15 protein-coding genes are annotated in these 24,072 nt (G+C 72.8%); 10 read left to right on the top strand and 5 right to left on the bottom strand.

Going from position 1 to position 24,072, the window contains the following annotated elements:
* Positions 1-7: 7 nt before the first annotated feature.
* The 3 genes from AB0O15_RS24945 to AB0O15_RS24935 all read right to left on the bottom strand — a co-directional run bounded on the left by AB0O15_RS24945 (position 8) and on the right by AB0O15_RS24935 (position 11,347).
* A complete protein-coding gene (locus tag AB0O15_RS24945) occupies positions 8-9,298 on the bottom strand; it encodes a LamG-like jellyroll fold domain-containing protein (protein WP_364322724.1) in 9,291 nt (3,096 codons plus the stop codon).
* Positions 9,299-9,408: 110 nt separating this feature from the next.
* Complete coding sequence (locus AB0O15_RS24940; protein WP_364322722.1) at positions 9,409-10,536, bottom strand: acyltransferase; 1,128 nt, start codon at positions 10,534-10,536, stop codon at positions 9,409-9,411.
* Positions 10,537-10,573: 37 nt separating this feature from the next.
* Positions 10,574-11,347, bottom strand: a complete 774-nt coding sequence (locus tag AB0O15_RS24935) for a hypothetical protein (RefSeq protein ID WP_364322719.1) — start codon at positions 11,345-11,347, stop codon at positions 10,574-10,576.
* A gap of 183 nt (positions 11,348-11,530) precedes the next feature.
* On the opposite strand from AB0O15_RS24935, the gene AB0O15_RS24930 reads away from it, so the two are divergent.
* Positions 11,531-12,088 carry a hypothetical protein gene (locus AB0O15_RS24930; RefSeq protein WP_364322716.1) on the top strand — a complete coding sequence of 186 codons (558 nt, stop codon included), beginning with the start codon at positions 11,531-11,533 and terminating at the stop codon, positions 12,086-12,088.
* On the opposite strand, the gene AB0O15_RS24925 is transcribed toward AB0O15_RS24930, so the two are convergent.
* Positions 12,085-12,597, bottom strand: coding sequence for an adenylate kinase (locus tag AB0O15_RS24925; RefSeq protein WP_364322715.1), 513 nt, complete (start codon positions 12,595-12,597; stop codon positions 12,085-12,087). The two genes, AB0O15_RS24930 and AB0O15_RS24925, sit on opposite strands and share 4 nt — an antisense overlap.
* Positions 12,598-12,631: 34 nt before the next feature.
* Here AB0O15_RS24925 and AB0O15_RS24920 point away from each other — a divergent pair, with 34 nt between their 5' ends.
* The 7 genes from AB0O15_RS24920 (at position 12,632) to AB0O15_RS24890 (ending at position 19,761) form a co-directional block, all read left to right on the top strand.
* On the top strand, positions 12,632-15,394 hold the full coding sequence (locus AB0O15_RS24920; protein WP_364322713.1) for a hypothetical protein: 2,763 nt from the start codon (positions 12,632-12,634) through the stop codon (positions 15,392-15,394).
* Positions 15,381-16,208 (top strand): ATP-binding cassette domain-containing protein, encoded by an 828-nt coding sequence (locus AB0O15_RS24915; protein ID WP_364322711.1) that lies wholly within the window; start codon positions 15,381-15,383, stop codon positions 16,206-16,208. Before AB0O15_RS24920 ends, AB0O15_RS24915 begins: the two co-directional genes overlap by 14 nt.
* Positions 16,205-16,801, top strand: a complete 597-nt coding sequence (locus AB0O15_RS24910) for an ATP-binding cassette domain-containing protein (RefSeq protein ID WP_364322709.1) — start codon at positions 16,205-16,207, stop codon at positions 16,799-16,801. Before AB0O15_RS24915 ends, AB0O15_RS24910 begins: the two co-directional genes overlap by 4 nt.
* Positions 16,802-16,889: 88 nt before the next feature.
* Positions 16,890-17,849 carry a glycoside hydrolase family 11 protein gene (locus AB0O15_RS24905; RefSeq protein WP_364322705.1) on the top strand — a complete coding sequence of 320 codons (960 nt, stop codon included), beginning with the start codon at positions 16,890-16,892 and terminating at the stop codon, positions 17,847-17,849.
* A 209-nt stretch (positions 17,850-18,058) separates the two neighbouring features.
* Complete coding sequence (locus AB0O15_RS24900) at positions 18,059-18,502, top strand: OsmC family protein (RefSeq protein WP_364322703.1); 444 nt, start codon at positions 18,059-18,061, stop codon at positions 18,500-18,502.
* Between the two features lie 11 nt (positions 18,503-18,513).
* Positions 18,514-18,990: a hypothetical protein gene (locus AB0O15_RS24895; protein ID WP_364322700.1), complete on the top strand. Its 477-nt coding sequence runs from the start codon at positions 18,514-18,516 to the stop codon at positions 18,988-18,990.
* Between the two features lie 57 nt (positions 18,991-19,047).
* The gene (locus tag AB0O15_RS24890; protein ID WP_364322696.1) at positions 19,048-19,761 is read left to right on the top strand and encodes a hypothetical protein; all 714 of its coding nucleotides are present in this window, start codon (positions 19,048-19,050) and stop codon (positions 19,759-19,761) included.
* A gap of 6 nt (positions 19,762-19,767) precedes the next feature.
* Here AB0O15_RS24890 and AB0O15_RS24885 read toward each other — a convergent pair whose 3' ends face one another.
* A complete protein-coding gene (locus tag AB0O15_RS24885) occupies positions 19,768-20,607 on the bottom strand; it encodes a hypothetical protein (protein WP_364322693.1) in 840 nt (279 codons plus the stop codon).
* A gap of 169 nt (positions 20,608-20,776) precedes the next feature.
* Between AB0O15_RS24885 and AB0O15_RS24880 the strand changes: the two genes are divergently transcribed.
* Positions 20,777-22,780, top strand: a complete 2,004-nt coding sequence (locus AB0O15_RS24880) for a prolyl oligopeptidase family serine peptidase (RefSeq protein ID WP_364322691.1) — start codon at positions 20,777-20,779, stop codon at positions 22,778-22,780.
* A gap of 55 nt (positions 22,781-22,835) precedes the next feature.
* Positions 22,836-23,639 carry a hypothetical protein gene (locus AB0O15_RS24875; RefSeq protein ID WP_364322689.1) on the top strand — a complete coding sequence of 268 codons (804 nt, stop codon included), beginning with the start codon at positions 22,836-22,838 and terminating at the stop codon, positions 23,637-23,639.
* Positions 23,640-24,072 lie beyond the last annotated feature (433 nt).

The following is a 24,072-nucleotide window of genomic DNA, read 5'->3' as shown; positions in this document are numbered from 1 at the left end:
GTGTTCATCACGGCCACCTTCCGGTCGGGCCGTGGTAGGTGATGTCGGCGCCACTGCTCTCGGCGAACTCAGTCATCGAGCCCTTGCAGCGAGAGCAAGGTGGCCTGGTTCCGGTGAGGTGCAGGGTGTCGCCGTCCTCGATCGGTATATGGTTGAAAACCCCGAAATAGGTGTCCCCGACGACCTCGAAGCGGCTGGGCAGGCCGAACATGCGCGTCGCTCGGTTCTCGGTGTGGGTCAGCGCCTGCTGGTTCCACCCGCCGTCGACCGAGCGCTCCGCCGCCGTCATGTTGCCGCTCCACAGGCTGCCGGACACCTTGGAATGGCCGGCCGAGCTCCGGAGGTCGTAGGTGAGAATGTGGTTCGCCTTCCCGGGCGCCGTCCACCTGCCGACACCGCCCTGACCGGCGATCGAACAGCTGTCGTTGTGGACCAGGACCGCGGCATCACCGGCCGCCACATAGAAGGTGTGCAGGCCGTCGACCGTGAGGTTGTGGACGGTGGTCCACTCGGTCCGGGGCCGGGTGCTGTGGACGGTCGCCTGGCGGTGGTCGGCGGTCTCGAAGCGGTAGCCGGGGCGCAAGTTTGTGGGGAGGACCCAGGTTCTCAGGTCGGTGACCCAGAACGGATGCTCGTCGGTGGCCGTGATGACGTGTGGGCCGTCGCCGGTGTCCACGGTGATGTCGACCAGGTGCTTCTCGCCGGTGCCGGTGATCACATCGGTGACCACGCGGTTCTCGGTGCGGCCGGTGGTCGGGTCGGTGGCGACGACCGGGTCGCCGACGCGGACCAGGCTGATCCGCCTGGTTCCGCCGTCCGGGGTGAGGACGCCGGTGTCGCCGGTGAAGCTGTTGCGGCAGCCCGATCCGCCGCGGCCGAAGCCGCTGGTGACGGCGCCGATGCCGGCGCTGGTCGCCACCCCGGCGAAGTTCACCCGGCCGGTGGCCGCGTACTGGGCGACGCCGTCGCTCACCGCGCCGTCGACGCCGCCGCTGATCAGGTGGCCGCCGAGCCCGCTGAGTCGCCCGCCGACCGCGCCGGCGACCTTGCTGCCGACCAGGCCGGAGCCGCCGCCGAGCAGGCCCTGCGCGCCGCCGATGCCGGCCGACCTGACGGCGTCGCCGAGGCTGTCGATGTCGCCCTGGGCCGCGTCCTTGGCCAGGTTGATCAGGGCCGCCGAGCCGGCGACGCAGGCCACCGCCCCGGCCCCGGCGGTCGCCACCGTGCAGGCCGCGCCGGCGGCGATGCTGCCGACGATGGCCAGGCCCTCGATGATCGCGTCCTGGTGCTCCTGGACGAACTGGCCGACCGCGTCGGCCGCCTTCGAGACCGTCTCGACCACGGCGCCGTACCGCTCGACGGCCTTGTGGTAGACGACCGCGGCGAACTTCGACGGGTCGACGATCGCCTGCACGGTCAGCGCCAGGACGGCCGGCGCGATGGTGACCGCGCTCTGGATGAGTTTGCCGCCCACCTTGATCAGGGGTTTGGCCGCGGCCGCCAGGACCGGCAGGGGCGAGTACTTGATCGCGGTCCGCACCGCGGCCATCGCCCTCCGGGTGACCTCCTGGCGTTTCTTCGCCAGCTCCTTCCTGGCCGCGTGGTACTGCTGTTTCGACCATTCCTTGAACTGGCCGGTCGCGGCCGCGTCGAAGCCCTCCTTGACCTTGGCGACCACGCGATCGGCGCCGGACTTGTGGTACAGGTACGACGTGAGCCGCCCGAGCGGGCTGGCCCGGAACGCCGAGAAGACCTTCCCGAAGCCCTGCTTGGCGTAGCCCCAGCCGGTGGTCACCGCCTTCCAGCCGGCGCTGGTCACCGACTTGACCTTGTTCCAGCCGCTCTTCACCCACCGCGGCAGGTGCCCGTCCGGGTCGTCGTGGTCGAGGGGCGCCCCGGCGCCGTAGGTGTAGCGGTTGGCCAGGATCGAGTCGCCGGTCGAGTAGCCGAGGCTGTCCCGTGAGCCGAACGTGCCGCTGCCCGGGTTGTACCAGCGTGCGCCCATGTCGACCTGCTGGGTGGCCGGGTCGGTGTAGTCGCCCTGGAAGCCCAGGTTGCCGGTGTCGCCGTCGGTGGCGAGCACCTTGCCCCACGGGTCGTACGCCGTGGAGGACGCCGGCTTGGCCGGGGTCGGCCGGGTCGGGTCGAGCACCGCCACGATGTCGCCGTGCACGTCGCCGATGGTCAGGCGGGCCTGCTGGCCCTGGCCGACGGCGAGCAGCTCGCCGCCCGGGCCGCGAGCGAACTTCTCGGCGCCGTCCGAGACCGGGTCGTCGCCTCCGCCCCCGTACGCCCACCGGACCCCGTTGCGGGTGGCGACCCGGTCGGCGCCGTCGTAGGTGTAGGTCACGCCGGGCGCGGTGGTCATCCGGTCGAACGCGTCGGACGTGTACGGCTCGGCCAGCCCGGAGCTGGTGCGCGTCCGCAGGGTGCCCCGGGCGGTGTAGGCGTAGGTGTAGTCGCCGTCGGCGAGCAGCCGGTTGCGTTCGTCGAAGGTGGACGTCTTGGGCCCGGCCCGGGTGCGGTTGCCGGAGTCGTCCCAGTCGTAGCCGACCGTGCCGGCCGCGCTGGTCCAGGCGATGAGGCGGCCGGCCTTGTCGTAGTCGTAGGTGTTCTGGCCGGCTCCGGCCGTACCCGTCGTGTTCTTGCTCTTGATCTGGCCGTTGAGGTCGAAGCCGTAGGTGATCGACGAGACGCTCTGCCCGGACTGGTTCCTGATCGTGTCACTGGCGACGTGGCCGAAGTCGTCGTAGCCGTAGGTCCGGGTGGACAGCGCGCCGTACTCGACGGTGCTGAGCATCCCGGCGTTGTCGTACCCGAGCTTCTGGGTCACGCCGGTCAGCGCGTCCTTGACGGTGTCGAGCCGGCCGCGGTCGTAGGTGAAGGTGGCGGTGCCGGCCGCGTCCGTCCGGGAGGTGACCTGGGAGTCGGCGTCGACGACGAACGACGCGGCGCCGGACGGGCCGGTGACCCCGAGCAGGTTGTCCCGGTCGTCGTAGGTGTAGCGGTCCTCGCCGCCGGGCGCGCCGACCGTGACGAGCCGGCCGGCGATGTCGTAGCCGAGCGACCGGGCGGCCGTCGCGGCCTCGGCACCCGCACCGGTCTCGCTGGTGAGCCGACCGGCGGCGTCATAGCCGCGGGTCCGGCTGACGCCACCGGGCGCGGTCAGCCGGACCGGCTGCAGGGTCTTGTCGTAGCCCACCGACCAGGTGCGGTCCGCCTCGGCCGGGTGGGACGCGGTGGCCGGCTCGACGGTCGACTCGGACAGGCCCAGGCTGTTGACCGTGTAGACGGTCGCGTGGCCCCGCCCGTCGGTGTACCGGGTGCGGTTGCCGGCCGCGTCGTAGCCCCACGAGGTGGTGATCGACCTGGTGGCCGACACCGGCTCGACCTGCCGGACCAGCTGGTTCGCGGCGTCGTAGGCGTAGATGGTCCGGGTCGAGTACGGGTCGGTGGAGGCGACCAGGTTGCCGGCCGGGTCGTACTCGTAGGTCGTCGAGCGCAGCGTCGTCCCGGCGGCGTTCAGGCTCGAGTCGGAGATCCGCCGGCCGAACAGGTCGTAGCCGACCCGGGTGGTGCGGCCCTTGCCGTCGGTGACCCGCACCTGCCGGCCCGCGTAGTCGTACCCGAACTCGGTCACCACCCCGGTCGGCGACGTCGTCCGGGTGACCTGCCCCTGACCGTCGAACGCGTTGCTGGTGAGGGCGCCGGACGCGCTCCGCATGGCCACCACGTCGGCGGCGTCGTCGTAGGTCAGCCGGCTGGTGAAGTTCTCGGTGACCGGGTACCGCTCGACCTGGGTGGAGCTGACGGCGCGGTCGAGGTCGTCGTAGGTGGTCTCGACCCGCGCGCCGGTCGGCCCGGTCACCGACAGGGTCTCCCCGGTGCGGGTGTACGCGTACCGGGTGATCGCCCGCTCGTCGTTCGTGCGGGCCGGCTCGTCCAGGACGGTGAGCCGGTCGAGCTGGTCGAAGGTGAACCGGGTGGACGTGCCGTCCGCGTCGACCGACTCGATCACGTTGCCGTTGGCGTCGTACCGGTTCTCGGTGACCGGCACGACCGCCTCGCTCGCGCCCGGCGCGGTGTAGCTCGGCGCGATCGACCGCACCACCCGGCCGAGCCGGTCGTACTCGCTCCTGGACACGTTGCCCAGCGGGTCGAGCGACGCCACCGCCTCGCCGAACGCGTTGTACCCGACCTTGCTGACCGGCCGGACCGTGGCGGCCGGCTGCCCGTTGCTCTCGGCCGCGACCGGCGCGCCCCGGACCTCGGTCGTCCGCCCCAGCTCGTCGTTGACAAACGTCGTGGTGTACGCCGCCGGGTCGGCCCCGGTGACCGTGCCGCGCGGGTCGGTCGCCGAGATCGGCACGCCACGGTCGTCGTAGTCGTTGACGGTGACCTGGGTCTGGTCGCCCGCGGTGACCGTCTGGCGGATCATCTGGTTGCCGTCGTCGTAGGCGTACGCGACCTGCTCGGTCTGTGCCGCCACCGGCCACGGCAGGTTGGACGGGCTGCCGGTCCGGGTGGTCAGGACGACGTTGCCGTTCCCGTCGTACCGGAACGTGGTGACCCGCTGCTCCGGGCCGGGGCCGGCCGTGGTCGAGATGACCTTGCCGGCCGCGTCGACCTCGTTGGTGACGACCTGGGTGCGGTTGTTGAGGATCTTCTTGACCGGGTGGCCGGCGCCGTCGTACTCGGTCTCCTCGGTGACGTAGTCGCGGGTGCTGCCGTCCGGGTCGTGGAAGTTCTTCATCACCACCCGCTGGAGCAGGTCGTCCCGGTAGTACTGGTACTCCAGCCGCCGGCCCATGGCGTCGGCGTCGCTGGCCAGCCGGCCGGCGAAGTCGTACGAGTACCGGTGCAGCACCAGGTGGTCGCCGGTGCCGGTGGGCGGGGCGCCCTCGGGGTCACCGCGCCAGTCACGGGCCCGGATCTCGGCGATCTTGTTCTGCGCGGTGTACGCGTAGTCCGTCCGATTGCCGTTCGGATCCTGCTCGGTCACCTTGTTGCCGAACCGGTCGTAGCCGGCGGTGGTCTCGTGGCCGAGCGGGTCGACCTGGCGCACCGGCCGGTTGAACTCGTCGTACTCGGTCAGGCTGGTCCGCGGCGGGTCGCCACCGAGCAGATCGGCCGCCGTGGCCCCGGTGACGTTGCCGTCGGCGTCGTAGGTGGTGGTGATCTGGGTCTGGTGGCGGACCCCGCTGACCGCGTCGGTGGTCGCCGGGCCGATGCTGGTGGTCATCCGGCCGTGGCCGTCGTACCGGTACGCGGTGGTGACGCCGTCCGGGAAGGTGTCCGAGATCTGCTTCTCGGCGATCTTCCGGCCGATCGGGTCGTAGGTGTACTCGGTGATCAGGCCCTTCGGGTCGGTCACCTGGGCCAGGTCGCCGTTCTGGAGGTAGCGGAACCGGGTGACCTTGTCCCGGCCGTCCGTGGTGGACGCGAGCAGGCCGGGCGGCGGGTTGCCGCTGTCGAACGCCGCCTCGGCCCCGGTGGTGTAGGTGTGCTTGACCCGGCTGCCGTCGGGGTTGGTCTGCTCGGTCAGGTTCCCGGTCACCGGCGCGTACGCGTAGCGGGTGACGTACTTCGGGTCGGTGGCCGAGGCCGACCGTGCGTCCCGGGTCTCGACGGCCAGGTCGCGACGCGGGTCGAACTCGTCGGTGACGGTGGCCGAATAGGTCGTGTACGCCGTGGAGCACTGGTTCTCGGTGCGGCAGGTCGTGCGGGTCAGCACGTTGCCCCGCTTGTCGTAGGTCAGGTCGACGGAGTAGCCGTTCTCGTTGACGACCTGACTCTGGTAGCCCTGCGCGTTGTAGCTGAAGCTGCGGATGGCCATGCCCTCGAGTGGGTGCCGGACGAAGACCGGGCCGCCGGAATCGGCCGGGATGATCGTGCAGAAGCCCGGGTCCTGCGGGTCGGGCCGGGTGCACTGCTCGGCCGGCGGATCGGCCGGCGGCGTGCTCGGCCGGGGCTGGTCCTCGGCCCGGGTCTCCAGGCCGAGCGGGACACCCGAGCGCAGCATCCGGCCGGTGATCGCGTCGTACTCGTACAGGTGGGGCCGGTCGGCCGGGTCGTTCACCTGGATGCTGCGGCGCAGGTCGTGGTCGTCGCCGTAGACCGCCGGCCGGCCGACGTCCCAGGTGCCGCCGTTGCCGTCGGTGTACTCCTTGACCCGGTCGGTCGCGGTGTCGTAGGTGATCTCCGAGGCGACCTTCCCGCTGGGCCGGATCACCTTGCTGAGCTGCTGCGCGGCCGGGCTCGCCATCGCCCGGTGGGCCTTGACCGTGGCCTCGCCGAGCGGGTGGTGGTAGACCGCCACCTCGTCGATCACCCCGTGGAAGGACCGCTGGGCGGTGCCGCCCCAGCCGGGCCAGGTGCCGGTGGCGTACGCCGCGCCGATCTGGTTCTCGGAGAGCAGGGTGGCGTCGACCGTGACGCCGGTCTGCTCGCCGGCCCTGACCCCGTCCAGGTAGAGCGTCTGGGTGGTGCCGATCAGGGTCAGCACGGCGTGGTGCCAGACGTTGTTGTTGACCACCGCGGCCGAGGTGATCGGGTTGATCGACCCGACCGCGAACTGCCCGCGGAGCAGCCCGTCGGTGCCGGTGTAGAGGATCGGCACGCCGGTGGTCGAGGCGGTGCCGAGGGCCTTGTTCTGGTAGCCGACCAGCGGGCCGCCGGTCTGGGTCAGGCCGACCTTGAACCAGACCTCGACCGCGGCGTCGCGGCTCTTCTTCAGGGTGCCCCGGGGCAGCGTGACGGACGAGTTCGTGCCGCCGAACGAGGCCGCGGTGTCGGTGGTGCCGGCCAGCGCGCCGGCCGCGCCGAGGGCCACGTTCTGGTAGGTGCCGGCGTCCTGGCCCAGGTTGACCCCGACGTCGCTGGCGGCGCCGGAGTTGCTGACCGCCCCGGCGCCGGGCGCGGTGTCGCCCAGCCGCCAGTACGACTCCGGCCGGGCGTCCTGCACCGCGGTCCGGTAGTGCGACCCGGCCGAATACTCGTACTGGGTGCACTTCTCCTCCGGCGAGCACACCTTGGTGAGCAGGTCGCCGGTGTAGAAGTACTGCCAGGTCAGCTCGGCCCCGCCGACCTTGTCGGTGCGGACCTGCCTGACGTGGTTGCCCTCCCAGACGAACGTCAGCTTGCGGCCCAGCCGGTTGGTCTGCGAGTTCGAGACCTGGACCGTGGCCAGCCGGCCGGCGCCGTCGGGGCTGAGGATCACCGAGCGCAGCGCGTTGTCGGTGATCTTGGCGAGTTTGCCGCTGCCCAGCGTGAAGTAGTAGGTCGTGCCGCTCTTGTCGAGCAGCACCCACTGGGTGCCGGTGGTGGTCAGCCGGGCGGTGCGGCCGGCCGGCGGGGCGTACGAGCCGTCCGGGTTCCGCCCGAACCGGACCGCCTGCCCGTCCTGGTAGGTGACCACGACGTTGCCCGAGCCGTCGCCGTCCGGGACCACCTTCATGTCGTAGCGCGACGACCAGCCGGCCCCGAACGCGCCGTCCACCCGCGGGTCCATGCTGTTGTAGGTGCGCGCCACGTTCAGGTCGGGACCGGCCGTGCCGACCACGGCGTCGAGCGCCGCGGTGCTCAGGTTGCCGGTGTTGGCGTCGAACTCGCGGCCGGTCTCGGCGTACGGGGCGCCGGCCACCCGGGAGACGACATCGGGCTGCGGGACCGAGGCGATGATCGTCGAGTACGCGGACACGGTCTCGTTGTTGTTGTCCTTGACCGTGGTCCGCCACTGGTAGTTCCGGCCCCAGAGCAGCCGCCCGGCCGGTACGGTCCACGCCTGCCTGGCCTGGAAGCCGGAGTTCGTGCAGGACACCGGCTTGTTGTCGGCGTCGACGTCGCAGACCTCGAACCTGAACTGCAGCGTCTGCCCGGGCGGCGCGTCGGTGTCGACGGCACGGGCCCAGAGCAGCGGTTGCAGCGTCGGCGCCTGGTAGCCGTTCGGCGGGTAGAGCTCGGCCACCACCGCCGGGATGTCGATGACGTGCAGCACGATGCGCGCGGGCGGCACCTGGAAGTCGGTGAACACCGCGCCGCCGGTGCGCACCATGGTGTAGTCGAGGAAGTACACGCCCGGGGGCAGCGCCTTGATGGTCGCGTCCAGGGTGACCTTGGCGTTGCGGGCCACCGTGCCGGGCAGGGTGGCGGCCCGCTGCTGCACGACCGAGACGCCGGTCCGGGCGTTGTAGGCGCGGTAGGCCAGGTAGTAGGTGCTCGGCGTCCAGGCCTCGGACCCGGTGTTGGTGACGGTGACCTTGACCTTGCCGTCCTGGATCTGGGTCACGGGCGGATTCGGCACCGGGTTGGGGATCTCGTACTTCGCGTCGTACGGGCTGTGCGTCACGTACAGCGTGGGCCGGTTGGCCGTTCCCGTGCCGCCGAACTTCTTCCAGTCCTTGCTGTCCGAGGTGGTGGCCCGCAGCGAGAGCCCGTGGTTGGGCTGGCCGTCGGCCCAGCGCTGCACCACCTGACGGCCGCCGTTGCCGAGGTCGACGAACTCGGCCGCCATCGGGCAGGGCGACGTGGCCGACCCGAGCGGGATGTGACCGTGCGCGAACGACGCCGAGGCCAGCGAGCCCCCGACGGACGGGCCCGGATAGCTGTAGGCGCCCTCGTCCGACCAGGACTGGGTGACCGGGTGCACGGTGATCGGCCGCGACCGGCAGGAGCCGGCGTCGAAGTTGACCAGGCTGAGCCCGGCGCCGAGGATCGTGTGGCCGGCCAGCCGGGAGCTGACCGAGTCGAACCTCACGTACGCGGCCGCGTTCTGGCCGTCGTTGCCGACCAGCAGCTCGGAGCCGCCCTTGACGGTCGAGCCGCCGCGCACGTACATGCCACCGGTGCCGGCCCCCGGCTCGACCGGCGGGCCGGCCGAGAACTCGGTGGTCTGCGTGCCGTCGGCGTTGTCGTACACCCGCTCGGTCGCGTCGCGCGGCGTCCGCACCCGGCTGGTCCGGCGGTCGAAGCCGGCCTTCGCGCCGGCCGGCCCGCTGGTCACCGAGGCGCGGTTCGGCGGCGCCGCCGGCGCGGCCCGGGTGGTGTGCAGCGGGTACCGGGCGCGCTCCGAGGCGGGGATGATCCGGTTGCCGTTCCGGCCGGTCACCGACCCGCCGGTGGCGGTGCCCCAGCGCTGGGCCGGCTTGGCCGCCGCCCGGTGCGCCGAGGCCCGGGCCCGGTCGCGCTCGGCCGCCGGGACCGTGGTGATGCCGGAGCCGCCCAGGTCGAGGGCGAGCACGAAGGCCAGCAGGGCGGCGAGCGCGGTCCGTGCGGGCAGGCGCCATCGATCGAGCTGCATGAGTCCGCCCCCGTATCGACCGAGTTCGATAACCGTCGACGGGACGGTCGCAGCCGGTCCGGAAAGGGGTCAAGCAGAGATCGGACACGTGCGGAAACCCGCACGATCGACTACGCCGCCCGGCGGAACAGGGCGGCGAACGAGCGGTGGCGCTGGAACGGGAACTCGAAGACCTTGGCGAACAGCCAGGCGCCGATCAACGACACACCGCCGGCGACCACGGTGGTCACCGCGAAGGCGGTCAGCCCGTGCCCGAACCGGGGCGCCACCACGGTCAGGCTGATCGCCACCACGATCGGCAGGTGGATCAGGTAGAGGCTGTACGAGAACGAGCCCAGCCAGGCCAGCGGGCGGGCGCTCAGCAGACCGGCCAGCCAGGCCGGACGGCCGGTGGCCAGGGCCACCACGAGCAGGGCCAGGGCCGGGGTGATGGCCAGGTCGACGGTGAAGTAGTTGTCCACGACCCAGCCGCCGCCGCGGATCACGATGAGCGCGGCGGCCGGGACCGCCGCCGCCATCGACATCCAGAGCCATGGCGCCCGGCGTACCGCATCATCGGCCGCGACGATCCCCGCCGCCGCGACCCCCGCCGCGAACACCGGGAGCAGCTGCCAGGCCAGGTGCCGGGCGGCATCGGCCGGGGGCGGATTGATCAGGCCGTAGGCGATCACCGGTGCGGTCGCGCACAGCAGCGTGACCGCGATGCCGGCCCGGCGGGTGATCAGCAGGAGCAGCGGGAAGGTCAGGTAGAGCAGCGCCTCGACGCTGATCGACCAGAAGGCGCCGTTGGGCGTGGGCGCGCGCACCAGATCCTGCAGCAGCAGGCCGAAAACGATCACCGACTTGCCGTTCGGCGGGCCGGAGTGCGGCATCCGCACCACGGTCAGCGTGATGATCAGGCTGAGGACCAGGGCGGCCCAGTACGGCGGGAGGATCCGCCAGGCCCGGCGCCGGACGAAGCGTCGCAGCCCGCCCAGCCGCCAGCCGTTGCGCGCCGCTGAGACGGCCAGCGAGAAACCGGACAGGACCAGGAAGAACACCACCGCCAGCCGGCCCAGGCCGAGCCAGTCCAGCCAGGCCGGGCCGGTGCTCCTCGGGAAACCCTTGAAGGTGTACGCCCAGCAGTGGAAGAGCAGCACGTACAGGGCGCAGAGGCCACGCAGCCCGTCCAGGCCGGCGATCCTCGGCGGCGCGGGGGTCTCGGCCGGCGTCGCGCGCTCGAGCAGTGCTTCGCTCACACCTACCATTCACGCGGCCGGGCCGTGAATCGTTCGGTCAGGCCGCCAACGCCTGGGTGGCCGCCCCGCGGAGGTAGCGGGCCGTGGCCGGCTTCAGGAACAGGTTCGGCACGTCGTCCGGCGCCTCGCCGTAGAACATCCCGTACAGGATCGCGGCGTCCAGGTAGATGGCCTGGCTGGTGGGGTGCTTGCCGTCCTTGACGATCAGCGGGGTGGTGCCGCGCCGGGCCACCACCTTCTCGAACCCGTCGCTGATCGGCGCGAGCACGACCGGCAGCGGCAGGTCCCGGGCGAGCCGCTCGTAGTTCCGGTCGATCGCGGCCACGTTCGCGGCCCGGCTCGGGAACCCCTTGTGGGGTACGAGCGCCCAGTTCTTGAACAGGATCACCTTGCCGCCGGGCTTCAACGACCGGGCCAGGGCCGGGGTGTACGTGTCGAGCAGGGTGCGCCGGACCCGGGCCGGGTCGCTGGCCACCAGCACGCTGAACTCCTGGAGCAGGATGAAGTCGTAGCGGCGCCCGGCGGTCAGCGGCCGCCTCGACAGCCCGGTGTCCCAGCTCTTCTGCAGCGTGCTGCCGTACCGGATGGCCTTGGTGACCCGGACCGTGCGGCCCCGCGCCCCGGCCATCCGGCGGACCACGTCGGGGGTGTCCTCGCCGCCGCGGGTCCTGGTGCCGATCAGGCTGTTGCCCACGAACAGCACGTCGATGACCGCCGAGCGGGCGGCCGTGACCTCGCGCGACCCGCTGGCCACCAGCCCGGCCGAGGCGACCGCCCCGACCACCACCAGGGTGAGAACTTTTCGCAGCACGTCGTCATGGTGCGGTCCCGGCGCAAGCGCCCGGCTCAGCCGGTCGGCCGATATATCCCCCCGTTGAGGGTGGTTTGGTGCACCCCGCCCGGCCATGACCCAACCGTGACACCACCCGGAGGCCGCGCTGGGACGGTGTCGCCACGCCGGCCGAGGGGCCGGCGCCAACCGAGGGGAAGCACCATGCGGACACGAACCAAGATCCTGGTCCCGGCGGTCGCGACCGTGCTCGCGCTGCTGGCCGGCGGGCCGTCGGCGGCGGCGCTGCTGGACGACGACCTGGCCCTGAGCGCGGACGGCGCCGGCCCGGCCGACTGCGACGGCGGCGTCCAGGAGCAGAGCCTGGCCCGGCTCAACGACACCCCGGTCGCCCTGGCCGAGGGCGGCTGGGCGCCGGTGCCCGGCAGCTTCGTGACCTTTGTGACGCCGGCCATGGACAGCGACCACATCCTGGTCACCTACTCGGCCGAGGGCCGCCTCCAGGGCCAGGGCGTCAACGTCGTCGCGCCGGTCGACTTCGTCGAGGTCCAGGTGCTGCTGGACGGGGCGCCGATGCCGCCGGTCAACGACCTCTCGTTCACCACCGACGCGGGCCAGGCCGACAGCACGCAGGTCTGCAAGCGGGTCGGCCCCGGCAACCACACCGTGCGGGTGACCTACCGGCTCGTCGACCAGGCGGCCAACAACGCCCTGACCGGCACGCTGGACGACCAGCTGCTACACGTCGAGATCTCCGACTAGGCCAGGTCGCGGAGCCAGGTCTCGAAGTCGTGAGGGTCGTCGAAGCGGAGAACGCGGAGATGACCCTCACGTCCGGTTCGTTCGGCCAGGTAGGCACGACGGGATCCGAAGGTGGCGACCGCGTGCCAGAACGGGTGGTCGCGGGTCAGCCAGTCGCGCCAGCGCTCGACGTTGCCGCCGAAGACCGGCTCGCGGCGCCACGACCGGGACAGCGACCGGCGAAGCAGGCGGGGCAGCACCACCCGGCGCGGGTAGTCGAGCCAGACCACGGTGTCGGCCGCCGCCCACATCAGGTCGCGGACCGGCGGGTAGCCCCACGAGTCGATGATCCAGCCCGGCTCGCCGACGATCGCCTCGACGTCGGCGACCAGGGTCGGCGTCGTCGACCAGCCCGGGCCCAGGGCCAGCGCGTCCATCTCGTGGAAGGGCAGGCCGAGGGCGGCCGCCAACCGGCGCGCGGCGGTGGTCTTGCCGGCGCCGGACATCGCCACCACCAGCACGCGCCGCACCCGTCCACGATAGATCTTGTTGTAGCGTCGTCGCATGGCGTCCCGGCTCGCGGCGGTGGCCGTGTTCGGGGGGCTGCGCCAACGGGCATGGTCGGCGCTCGTCGTGTCCTCGTTCCTGGTGCTGGCGGCGGCCGCCGCGGCCGGGCCGATGTTCACCGAGGCGTCCGGCAACGCCGCCTTCACGGCGCGGCGAGCCGCGATCCCGGTCACCGCCCGGCAGGACGACAGCGCGGTGGTGCGGCTGTCGGCGAACACCCGGCCCAGCAGCGAGCAGGCCGGCGTGCTGGACGAGCTGCGGACCGTCCCGGGGCTGGAGCCGCCCCGGCTGACCGGCGGATCGATCGGCGCCGAGCTGGTGCGGGGCGTGTTCTGGGAATCGACCGTCGACGCCGGCGGGAAGCCGGCGCGGGCACGGCTGTTCGCGGTGGAGTCACCGGCCGGCGAGCTGGTGACGGACCGGACCGGCGGCGAGGGGCTGTGGCTGCCCGAGCCGGTCGCGACCGAGATCGGGGCCCGTGCCGGCGACACCATCACGCTGACGGTCGGCCTGGGCATCGACGGGGAACGCAAACGGGCCACGGCCCCGGTGGCCGGTGTCTACCGGGTGGACGCGGACGGACGGCTCCCGGCCGACCGCCCGGGGCGCCGGGTCTGGGCGCTGCGGAAACGGGACACCCCGGGCGACACCGAGTTCCGCACGCTCCCGGCGTACCTCCTGGTGGGCGACGTCGCGACCGTGGAGCGCCTGGCCCAGGCCGTGGGCGACCAGATCCTCTGGTCGGCCGAGGCAGCCCTGGCCCCGGACGCGACGCTGGCCGAGGCCCGGCGGACCGCGCACGGCGTCGAGGAGATGCGCCGGCGGTACGCGTCGGCCCAGATCGACGAGGGCCAGGACGATCCGCTCTCGTTGCGGTTCGCCAGCGGCATCGGGCGGCTGGCCGGCGCGGCCCAGGAGACCACGGACACGGTGCGGCAGCGGACCCGGCCGATGGAGTGGGCGGCGATCGGGATCGGGCTGGCCTCGGTGCTGGCGGTGGCGCTGCTGACCGCCCGCCGCCGCGATCGGGAGGTGCGCCACGCGGTGGCGGTCGGGCTGCCGGCGCCCGTGGTCGGCGGGTTGTGGCTGCTCGAACATCTGCTTCCGGCGCTGCTGGGCGCGGCCCTGGGCGGGCTGGCCGGGTGGCGGCTGGTGGCCGGGTTCGGGCCGCCGGGCGTGATCGCGGAGTCGTTCGGCCCGGCGGCGGCGCTGGCCGGTGCGGGCACGCTCGCCGGTCTGGTCACGGTGGGCGGGGTGGGCGCGCTGACCGCGGCTCGACGGGTACGCCCGGCGCCACCGGCCACGGCCCGCCGGTCGCTGCCCTGGGGCCTGCTGGTGGTGGTCGCCGCGCTGGTCGCCGCGGCCGGGCTGGCCGGAACGGGCGGGACGGCCGGTGACGCCCGCGGGGTGGACCTGCTCGTGCCGCTGCTCGTGCTCGCCGCCGCGGGCGTGCTGGCCGGCCACCTCCCCCGGTTGCTCGCCGCCTTCACCAGCCCGGCGCCCCGCGGGACCGCGTTGTGGCTGGCCCGGCGCCGGCTCGGCTCGGGTGGCGCCGAGCGCCGGCTCGCCGTCCTGGTGGTGACCACCGGCCTGGGCATGCTGCTGTTCGCGCTGTCGGCGCAGCAGGCGGCGGCCGTGACCGGCGACGACCGGGTGGCCGTGGCGGCGGGCGCGGAAGGCGTGGCCACCCTGGAGAACGGCTCGTGGGAGCTCGACCCGCACCCGACGCTGGTGCCCAAGGCCGGGCCCGACGGCTCCCCGCCGGAAGGACCGGTTCCGGGGGTACGCACACCGCCCCTGCCCGCCGGCGCCACGCTGGTCTGGCGCACCGACTCGGCCACGCCGCTGGACAACGGGCAACGCGAGGCGCTGCTGATCGACCCGACCGGCTTCCGGGACGTGGCGCTCTGGGGCCGCGGCGACGACCTGGCCGCGGCCCGGGACGCGGTGGCCCGGCTGGCCGCGGCGCCGACCGACCCGGACGGGACGATCCGGGCCATCGTGGTGAACGACCCGGCCGCCGCGGGCCTGAACTCGCTGCGGGCCGCGGTCGGCTTCGACAGCGCCAACCTCTCGGTGATCGCCCACGTGCCGGCCTTTCCCGGGCTGGGCAGCAAGCCGATGTACGTGATGGCGGCCGCGCCGGTCTTCGCCGAGCTGGGTCCGGCCGACCCGCGGCTGCGGCCCCGGTCCGGGCTGACCGGCGGGCAGGTCTTCGCCCAGACGTACGTGTGGAGCAGCTCCGGCGCCGCCGGCCTGAACGCGGTGACCGCCCCGCTCGGGGTGCGGCCGCAGCGGGTGGAGACGGCCGCGGTGCTGCGCCAGGACGACGTCTACGTGGCCACCGCCCGGGCCCGCGGCTACCAGCTCGCGGTGGCCGGCTACCTGGCCCTGCTCGCGGTTCTGACCCTCGGCGTGTACGCCCAGCGCACCGCCGCGATCCGCCGCCCGGCCGACCTCATGCTGGCCCGGGTCGGGCTGGGCCGGGCGCGGGTGCTGCGGGCCCGCGCGCTGGAGTTCGTGCTGCTCGGCGTGGTCGGGCTGGGCGCCGCGGTGGCCGGCGTGCTGGCGCTCGTACCGCTGGGTCCACGCCTGCTGGACGACCAGCCGGGCCTGCGGCCGGGGTTCGTCTTCGCCCCGGCCCCGGCCGCCTTCGCCGTTACCGCCGCGGCCGCCCTGCTGGCCGTCGTGCTCGCGGTGGCCCTGACCGCGGTTCGCTCCCCCGGCGCCGAGGAGGAGGCCTACCGTGACAACGGATAGCGAGCCGCTGCTGGCCGGCCGGGAGCTGCTCCAGCTGTACGCCGCGCGGACCGGTCCGACCCAGGCCCTGCGCGGCGTCGACGTGACCGTGCGGGCGGGCCGGGTCAGCGCGATCACCGGCCCGTCCGGCAGCGGCAAGTCCACCCTGCTGGCCGTGCTGGCGCTGCGCGAACGGCCGGCCGGCGGCGAGCTGCGGCACCGGGGCCGGCTGGTGTCGGCGCTGTCCCGGCGCGAGCTGCACCGGCTGCGCCGCCGCGAGATCGGCTGGGTCGCCCAGCGTCCGGCCCATAGCCTGTTCCCACAGCTCGACGCGCGTGGCCAGATCCTGCAGCTGGCCCGGCTGCGGGGTGTGCCGGCGGACGCCGCCGCGGCCCTGGCCGAGGTCGCGCTGAGCGACCAGGCGGGGACGCGGCCGGGGGTGATGTCCGGGGGCGAGCAGCAGCGGCTGGCCGTCGCCGCGGCCGCCGTGGGACCGCCCGGGCTGCTGATCGCCGACGAGCCGACCGCCGAGCTGGACGACGAGTCGGCCGCGCTGGTGCTGCGGTTGTTGCGGGACCGGGCCGATCGGGGCACGGCGGTGCTGATAGCCACGCACGACTCGCGGGCGATCGCGGCGGCCGACACCGTCCTGCGGCTGCGGCACGGGGTGCTGTCCGGCGCCGACGACGCCGGCCAGGACCGGACCGCGACGATCGACGGGCTCGGCCGCCTGCAGCTGCCGGAGGAAGCGCTGCCGCTCTTCCCGGCCGGCCGGGTCGTGGTCACCCTGGTCGACGGCCACGTCGAACTCCACCCGCCCGGGAGCACGCCGTGACGCTGGTCGAGATCCGCGCCCTCCGGCACCGCGTGCTGCACGACATCGATCTGACCCTGGCCCCTGGCAAGCTGGTCGTGCTGGCCGGGCGGTCCGGCTCGGGGAAGTCGACGCTGTGCCACCTGATCGCCGGGATCATGCCGCCGGCCTCCGGCGACGTCCTGGTCGGCGGCCGCCCCGCGCACCGGGTCACCGACTGGGCCACGGTGTCGCTGCTCCCCCAGCGGCCGGCCCTGGACCCCGAGCTGACCGTGGCCGAGAACGTGTTCCTGCCGAGCAGGGTGCGGCGCCGGACGGCCGATCCCGGGTTGCTCGACCGGCTCGGCCTGGGCCCGATCGCCGCCCGCCCGGCCCGGGACACCTCGCTGGGCGAGCAGCAACGCACCGCGATGGCGCGGGCCCTGGTGCTGGTCCCGGCCGTCACCGTGCTGGACGAGCCGACCGCACATCAGGACGACGAGCACGTGAGTCTGGTCCTCGACGCGATCACCGCGGTCGTGCGGGACGGCACGCTGGCCGTGGTGGCCACCCACGACCCGCGGGTCATCGACCTCGCCGACCGCGTGATTCCGATAGTTTCCGGAACTTGTTGACACGTCGCCGAGACTCGTCGAATACTCGGGCTTAGACATCGATCGATGTCCGGCCCTGCCACCGGGGTCATCACCCAGGAGGATCCACATGCGCTTCACACGCGCCCTCGTGGCCGCCCTCGCGGCATCCGTCCTCGCCGCGACGACCGTCCTGCCCGGAGCTGCCTACGCAGCCGTCACGACCAACCAGACCGGCACCAACAACGGCTACTTCTACTCGTTCTGGACCGACAGCCAGGGCACCGTCTCGATGGAGCTCGGCGCGAACGGGAACTACAGCACCAGCTGGCGCAACACCGGCAACTTCGTGGCCGGCAAAGGCTGGAGCCAGGGGACCAGCCGCAGCGTCTCGTACTCCGGAAGTTTCAATCCCTCCGGCAACGCCTACCTGACCCTCTACGGCTGGACCCACAACCCGCTGATCGAGTACTACATCGTCGACAACTGGGGCACCTACCGCCCGACCGGCACGTTCATGGGCACGGTCAGCAGCGACGGCGGCACCTACGACATCTACCGCACCCAGCGGGTCAACGCGCCGTCCATCGAGGGCGACAACAAGACGTTCTACCAGTACTGGAGCGTCCGCCAGCAGAAGCGGACCGGCGGCACGATCTCGGCCGGCACCCACTTCAGCGCCTGGGCGGGCAAGGGCATGAACCTCGGCAACCACGACTACCAGATCCTGGCGACCGAGGGCTACCAGTCCAGCGGCAACTCGAACATCACCATCGGCGGCTCGGGTGGCGGCGGCGGCGGTGGCGGCGGCGGTGGCGGTGGCGGGTCCTGCACCGCGACGCTGTCGGCCGGCCAGCAGTGGAGCGACCGCTACAACCTCAACGTCGCGGTCACCGGCTCCACCAACTGGACCGTGACGATGAACGTCCCCTCCCCGGCCAAGGTCATCAACACCTGGAACACGAGCCCGAGCTGGGACTCCTCCGGCCAGGTGATGACCGCCCGCCCGAACGGCAGCGGCAACACCTTCGGCGTCACCGTCCAGCACAACGGCAACTACACCTGGCCCACCGTCTCCTGTCAGGGCTAGCCCCCTAGCGGCCCTTTGCTCTGCGCACCCATACGCACCCCGTCGATAACGGCATCAATCGGTCACCGCGCCGATCCGGGAGCGAGCGGAACCACATTTCCGCAGTTCGAAGAGGGGGTGCGTATGAGTGCGCAGAGCAAAGGGGTCGGGGTGGGGCGGGGCGGCGCGATCGCGGACAATCGAGCGGGAAACCGGATCGAGGAGGCGACGTGGCAGGTCATGGCGGCAGCGTGGAGCGGGTCGGCGCACACACGTGGATCGGGCGCAACGATCGAGGCGCCGAGGTACGCATCGGCACCGACGAGATCGACGGCGCGTTCTCCCCGGGCGAGCTGCTCCAGCTGGCGGTGGCCGCGTGCACGACCGTGACGATCGAGGACATGGTCGTCCGCCGCTCCGGGCCGGACGCGAGGGTCGACGCCACCGTCGAGCGCGACCGCGAGCCGGGCAGCCACGAGTACCAGCGGATCTCGGTCACGCTCGACGTCGATCTGGAGGGTCTGGGCGACGCCGAACGGGAGCGGGTGGTCAAGGCGCTGCGGACGGCCATCGACCGCGAGTGCACGATCAGCCGCACGGTGAAGACGGGTATGCCGATCGACCTCGACATCGTCGCCGGCGGAAGAGCCGGCGGGGGTGCGCGGGCTTCGTAGCATCGACGCCCATGGACTCCTCGCTCGCGCTGATGGTCGGTTTCGCCGCGTGTTACGCGGGTGGCGTCTCGCTGCCCGCCCTGGTCCCACGCCTCGGTTTCCAGCGGGCGTTCCTCGCCGCCGCCGGGGTGGTGGGCGGGGTGGCGCTCAGCTTCGTGCTGATGCTGATGCTGGCCCGGGTCCACGTCGGCCTGACCGAGGTGGTCGTGCTGCTGTTCACCGGGGCGGTGGCCTACCTGGTGCTGCGGCGTGACCTCAGTGGGCGGGCGACCGTCTGGGCCTCGATCGGCTCGGCGGTGCTGATCGGCGCGTGCTTCCTGTTCGTGTCCTACCTGGCCGTGCTGGCGTTCATCGGCGCGGCCGGCGTCTACCTGCTGCTCCGGCTGTTCCTGCGGACCCGCCCTGCGTTGCTGTTGATGGGCGGCACGCTCGGTGGCCTGCTCGCGGCCTCCGCCGCCGTGTTCGCGATCGCCCTGGCGAGCATGTGAGTCGTCCCTGCGGCTAGCATGACCGCGGATCGGCCAGTCACGGCGAAACGAGGCGATATGCGGTGGTTCCGTCGGGGGTCGGGTCGGGAACCCGCGTCGAGCGACCCGGGTGTGCGGGACGCGCTGCTGCATGACGTCCGCAGCCAGTTCGGCGGCGCCGTCATGATGCGGTTCGCCGACCAGGCCGACACGGTGAGCCGCATGCTGGCCGGTGACGACGGGCTGATCGTGGCCGCGGACGTGATACACCAGTCGGCCGACGCCGCGCATGCCGCGCTGGCCGGCCAGGTGACCGACCTGCATCAGCGCACCGGGCACTGGTTCGCGCTGGACCGCCGCAACTACCGGCCGCTGTGGCGGGACGCCGCGCCCTACCTGCGCTGGCCCATGTTCGAACTGCGGAGCGGCTTCCATCCGTACGCCCAGATCGCCGGCGCCACCGCGGTGGTCGGCGCCCACGCCAAGCGGATCACCCGGGTGACCGACCCGGCCCCGCTGCTGAACCACCTCTTCGAGCTGCTCGACCTGACCGCGGCCGGCTGGGAGTTCTTCGGCGTGCCGGTCGACAGCGACGCCGCCGGCCTGGCCTCGGGCCTGATCACGTCGGCCCGGGCGCTGCACGACGCGATCGGCGACCCGCCCCCGATCGCGCTGCCGATCCGCGAGCTGATGCGCCGCAACAACGTCCTTCAGGTGTTCGAGCCGGGCTCCGGCCGCCCGCTGGGCATGTTCAACCCGGGCCAGCAGATGCGCGAGGTGCTGCTGACCTGAGGGTCATCAGTACGAGATGAACGTGCGCGGCGGGTTGGCGCCGATCTTCGTCCGGTCGACCACCTCGTAGGTGACCTCGCCGTCCTCGTGCTTGGGGAAGGCCTGGGTGAACGTGTGCCAGCCGTTGGTGTCCCGTTCGGCGGTCTTCTCGTACAGCTTGCGGTAGGTGTCGCCCCACGTGCTCTGGTCGTTGCCCAGTTCCGGGTGGGCCAGGCGGCCGAGGATCCGGTCGAGCACCTGCTGCTCGGCCTCCTCCCGGGTCGGTGCCGTGAAGGTCTTTCCGATCACGTGCTTGGCGAGCACGTTCTCGGCGTCGCGGATCGACAGGTCCCGGGCCCGCTTGATGTCGCCGGCGTGCTCCGCCTCGCCCTGCTGGATCCGCTTCGACACGTCCCGCGACACGTGGATGAACACCGGTTTGCCGTTCTCCTCGCGGGAGGTCCGGTGCCGGCCGGGTTCGAGGTAGACGCACTCGCTGTTGCCCTCGTCGTAGTGCTGGATCCAGGTCGGCCGGCAGGCCCAGCTCAGCCCGGCCGGATCCGCGCCACCGGCCGAGGTGGCGCCCATGTCGAACCGTGGCGCCTTGAAGCTGCCGTCCGGCATCGAGGTCGCGCCGGTGACGAAGCTGCTGCCGGGCCGCATCGCCTGGATGTCGCCGAACGAGGCCGGGGAGGGTTCGGCCAGGGTGTGCACGATGTTGCCGCCGCTCTGGAGCAGCTGGGCGACGGCGCGGTTCCCGGCCGTCTGCTGGAGATGCGTCAGCGCCGAGGCCGCCGGGCGGGCCGGGGCCGAGGGCGTGACCCATTCCGGCTTGTCCTCGACGCGCTGCACAGCCCTCTGACGCATGGTGCCTCCCGAACGGCGAGTCTGCGCCGCTTCATCGCCCGAGGACAAGCCACCAGTCGGTGAGTTGTCAGTCCCCGAACCCGGTCCATCAGCCCGGCGCGAGGGCGGGCACGCGGCAACCGGCTGCCACCGCCCTACCCGGAGGTCGTTTCGATGGTATGAAAACACGATGGTGACAAATGTCGATCCCTTTGCCGATCTCGACGTGTACGCCGGACTGCCCCGGGTGGCCGGGCTGTGGCTGGCGCCGGACGGGAGCCGAGTCGTCGTCGGGGTGTCCACACCGGACCGGAAGAACACCCGCTACGTCACCGCGCTCTGGGAGGTCGACCCGGACGGGCGGCGGCCGGCCCGCCGGCTGACCCGGAGCAGCGAGGGCGAGTCGGCGGCCGCGTTCACCCCGGACGGCGACCTGCTCTTCGCGTCGAAGCGGACGGACCCGGAGGCCGAGGAGGGCGCCGAGGCCCGGACCGCGGTGTGGGTGCAGCCCGCTGGCAGCGGTGACGCGCGGGTGCTGGCCACCCCGCCCGGTGGGGTACGCGGGCTGATCACCAGCGCGTCCGGAACCGTGGTGCTGGGGTCGGACCTGATGCCGTCCGCGGCGGACGTGCCGGCCGACCAGGAGATCCGGAGGCAGCGCAAGGACGGCGGCGTCTCGGCGATCCTGCACAGCGAGTACCCGCCCCGGCATTGGGACCAGGATCTGGGCCCGGACCGGACCCGGCTGCTGGCAGTCGGCGCCGACCGGGAGCCGCGCGACCTCACCGGGCATGTCGGGCGCGCGCTCGAGGACGGCGTCGACTGGGACATCAGCCCGGACGGCGGAACCGTGGTCACCATGTGGGTGTCCAGCGCCGACGGCGACCGGCAGGTGTCGCTGGTGGCGATCGACGTGGCGACCGGCGAGCGGCGGACCCTGGCCGAGGACCCGGCCCTGTCCTTCGCGTCGCCGCGCATCTCCCCGGACGGCACCCGGGTCGCCGTGGTGGTGTGGCGGCGGGCCACCCCGGCCGCGTCGATGACCTGCTGGCTGGGCGTCGTGCCGCTGGCCGGCGGACCGGTGCGCGACCTGACCCGGGACTGGGACCGGTGGCCGGACCTCGGCCGGTGGACGCCGGACGGCGCCTCGCTCGTGGTGATCGCCGATGATCGGGGCCGGTCGCCGCTGTGGCGGGTGGACGCGGCCGACGGGTCGGTCACGCGGCTGACGCCGGACGACGGCGCGTACACCGACGTGCGGGTGGCGCCGGACGGGCGTTGGGCGTACGCGCTGCGCGCGACCGTGGACCGCCCACCCGCACCGGTCCGCGTGGCCCTGACCGGCGCTCCCGCCTTCGAGCCCCTGCTCGGTCCGGCCGACGAGCTGGAGCTGCCCGGACGGCTGACCGAGGTCACCGCGACCGCCGAGGACGGCACCCCGCTGCGCGCCTGGCTCGCCCTGCCGCACCACGCGGACGCCGACTCGCCCGTGCCGATGCTGCTCTGGGTCCACGGCGGCCCGCGGCACTCGTGGAACTCCTGGTCGTGGCGGTGGAACCCGTGGATCGCGGTCGCCGACGGGTACGCCGTGCTGCTGCCCGACCCGGCACTGTCCACCGGGTACGGCTACCACTTCATGGAGCGCGGCTGGAGCGCGTGGGGCGACAAGCCGTACACCGACCTGATGGCGCTCACCGACGCCGCCGTCGCCCGCGCCGACCTCGACGAGTCCCGGACCGCGGCGATGGGCGGGTCGTTCGGCGGCTACATGGCCAACTGGATCGCCGGGCACACCGACCGCTTCACCGCGATCGTCACGCACGCGTCGCTGTGGGCGCTGGACCAGTTCGCGGCCACCACCGACACGTCCGACCTGTGGGCGCGCGAGCTGCCCGCCCCGGTCGCGGCGGCCAATTCACCGCATGACTTCGCCGATCGGATTCGTACGCCGATGCTGATCATCCACGGTGACCGTGACTATCGCGTGCCGATCGGCGAGGCCCTGCGGCTGTGGTGGGATCTCCAGTCCCGGGCCGGCGGCGAACCCAGCCCGCACCGCTTCCTCTACTTCCCCGACGAGAACCACTGGATCCTGAAGCCCGGCAACGCCAAGGCCTGGTACGCCACCGTCCTGGCCTTCCTGGCCCACCACGTCCGCGGCGAGAAGTGGCAGGCCCCCGACGTCCTCGGTTGAGGCGCCCGGCCGGCCGTGGCGAGCCGTGGGTGCGGGTGAGTCGTACGCTGGCCCGATGAACGTCGCACTGGCACGTATCGTCGCCGCGGCCGCCGGCGTCCTGACCGGCGCCGCCGTCGCCCGTGAGCTGGACAAACCAACCGCTGATCGAGACTGGCACGGAGATGTCGGCGGCGTGCCGTACGACTTCCGGGCGCCGACCGCCGACAGCATCAAGCAGAAGCTCTGGGATCCCGCCAACCCGAAGCTGGTCGGCCCGCCGGTGTTCGGCGTCGGCTGGAGTGTCAACTTCGCCCGGCTCGCCGACCTGGCCTCGCCGCCGACCGACCCCTCGACACCGCCCGACCCCTCGACACCGCCCGGCCCGCCGGGGCCCGGCGCCACGGCCACGCCGCCCGACCCCGAGGCGCCGCCCGCTCCGGCGACACCGCCACCCCCGGCCGCGACGGCCACCCCGCCGGACACCGACGCGCCCGCCGCTCCCGGGACGCCCCCGCCGGCGTCGCCTGAGGTGGACCTCCCGTCGGTCCCCGCGACTCCCCCGCCCCCGGCCTTCACCACGCCGGAAGCGGACGAACCGCCGGCGCCGTCCACCTCACCGTGGGCCGACGACGCTCCCCCGGCGTCGCGTCCACCCGTCGACCCGGGCATCGTGGCCGACCCGCCCGCCACGCCGAGCCTCGACCCCGACATCGTGGCCGACCCGCCGGCCACGCCCCGGCCGCACCTTGACGGCGGCATCGTGGCGGACCAGCCGGCCGACGGCCCGACGCCCGCCTCGTCCGCGCCCACCACGGGCGACCCGGACGCCCAGGACTCGCCGGACGACGACCGGCCGCCGCACACCCAGGGCGGCTGACCGCCACACCGCGCCGACAAAGAACCGCCGGGTCGAACCTCGACCCGGCGGTTTTTTGCCATTTCCTAGCGGAGATGAAGATATTACAGGACTATTTGCTTGTATATAACAAGTACTTCGACACTCATCGAGACAGCACTCGAAACGCCCACTCGTGTTGTAAAGTCACGACACACCTCGGCACGGTTCGTGTTCTCGGGCGGTGAACACGAACCACCATCGTCCGTTCCCCGGAAAGTGGGGATCGGGCGCCGTTTCACGACCATTCTCGACGCACCTCGACCGCCGCGGGGAGCCGTTCCCGGCGGCACGGATCAGGACCAAGGGATGATCAACCGGTGACTGGATAGGTCGTCGGGCGGTTCGGGTGTCTAGTGTGGAGGCTGGTAGGTTGACCGGCTGTGTCCGCTCAGCCGCCGCCGTCGTATGACGA

Source organism: Actinoplanes sp. NPDC089786, assembly GCF_040684855.1.
GTDB lineage: Bacteria > Actinomycetota > Actinomycetes > Mycobacteriales > Micromonosporaceae > Actinoplanes.
Note: the sequence above shows the minus strand (reverse complement) of the source record. Positions and strands in the feature narration are given on the sequence as shown.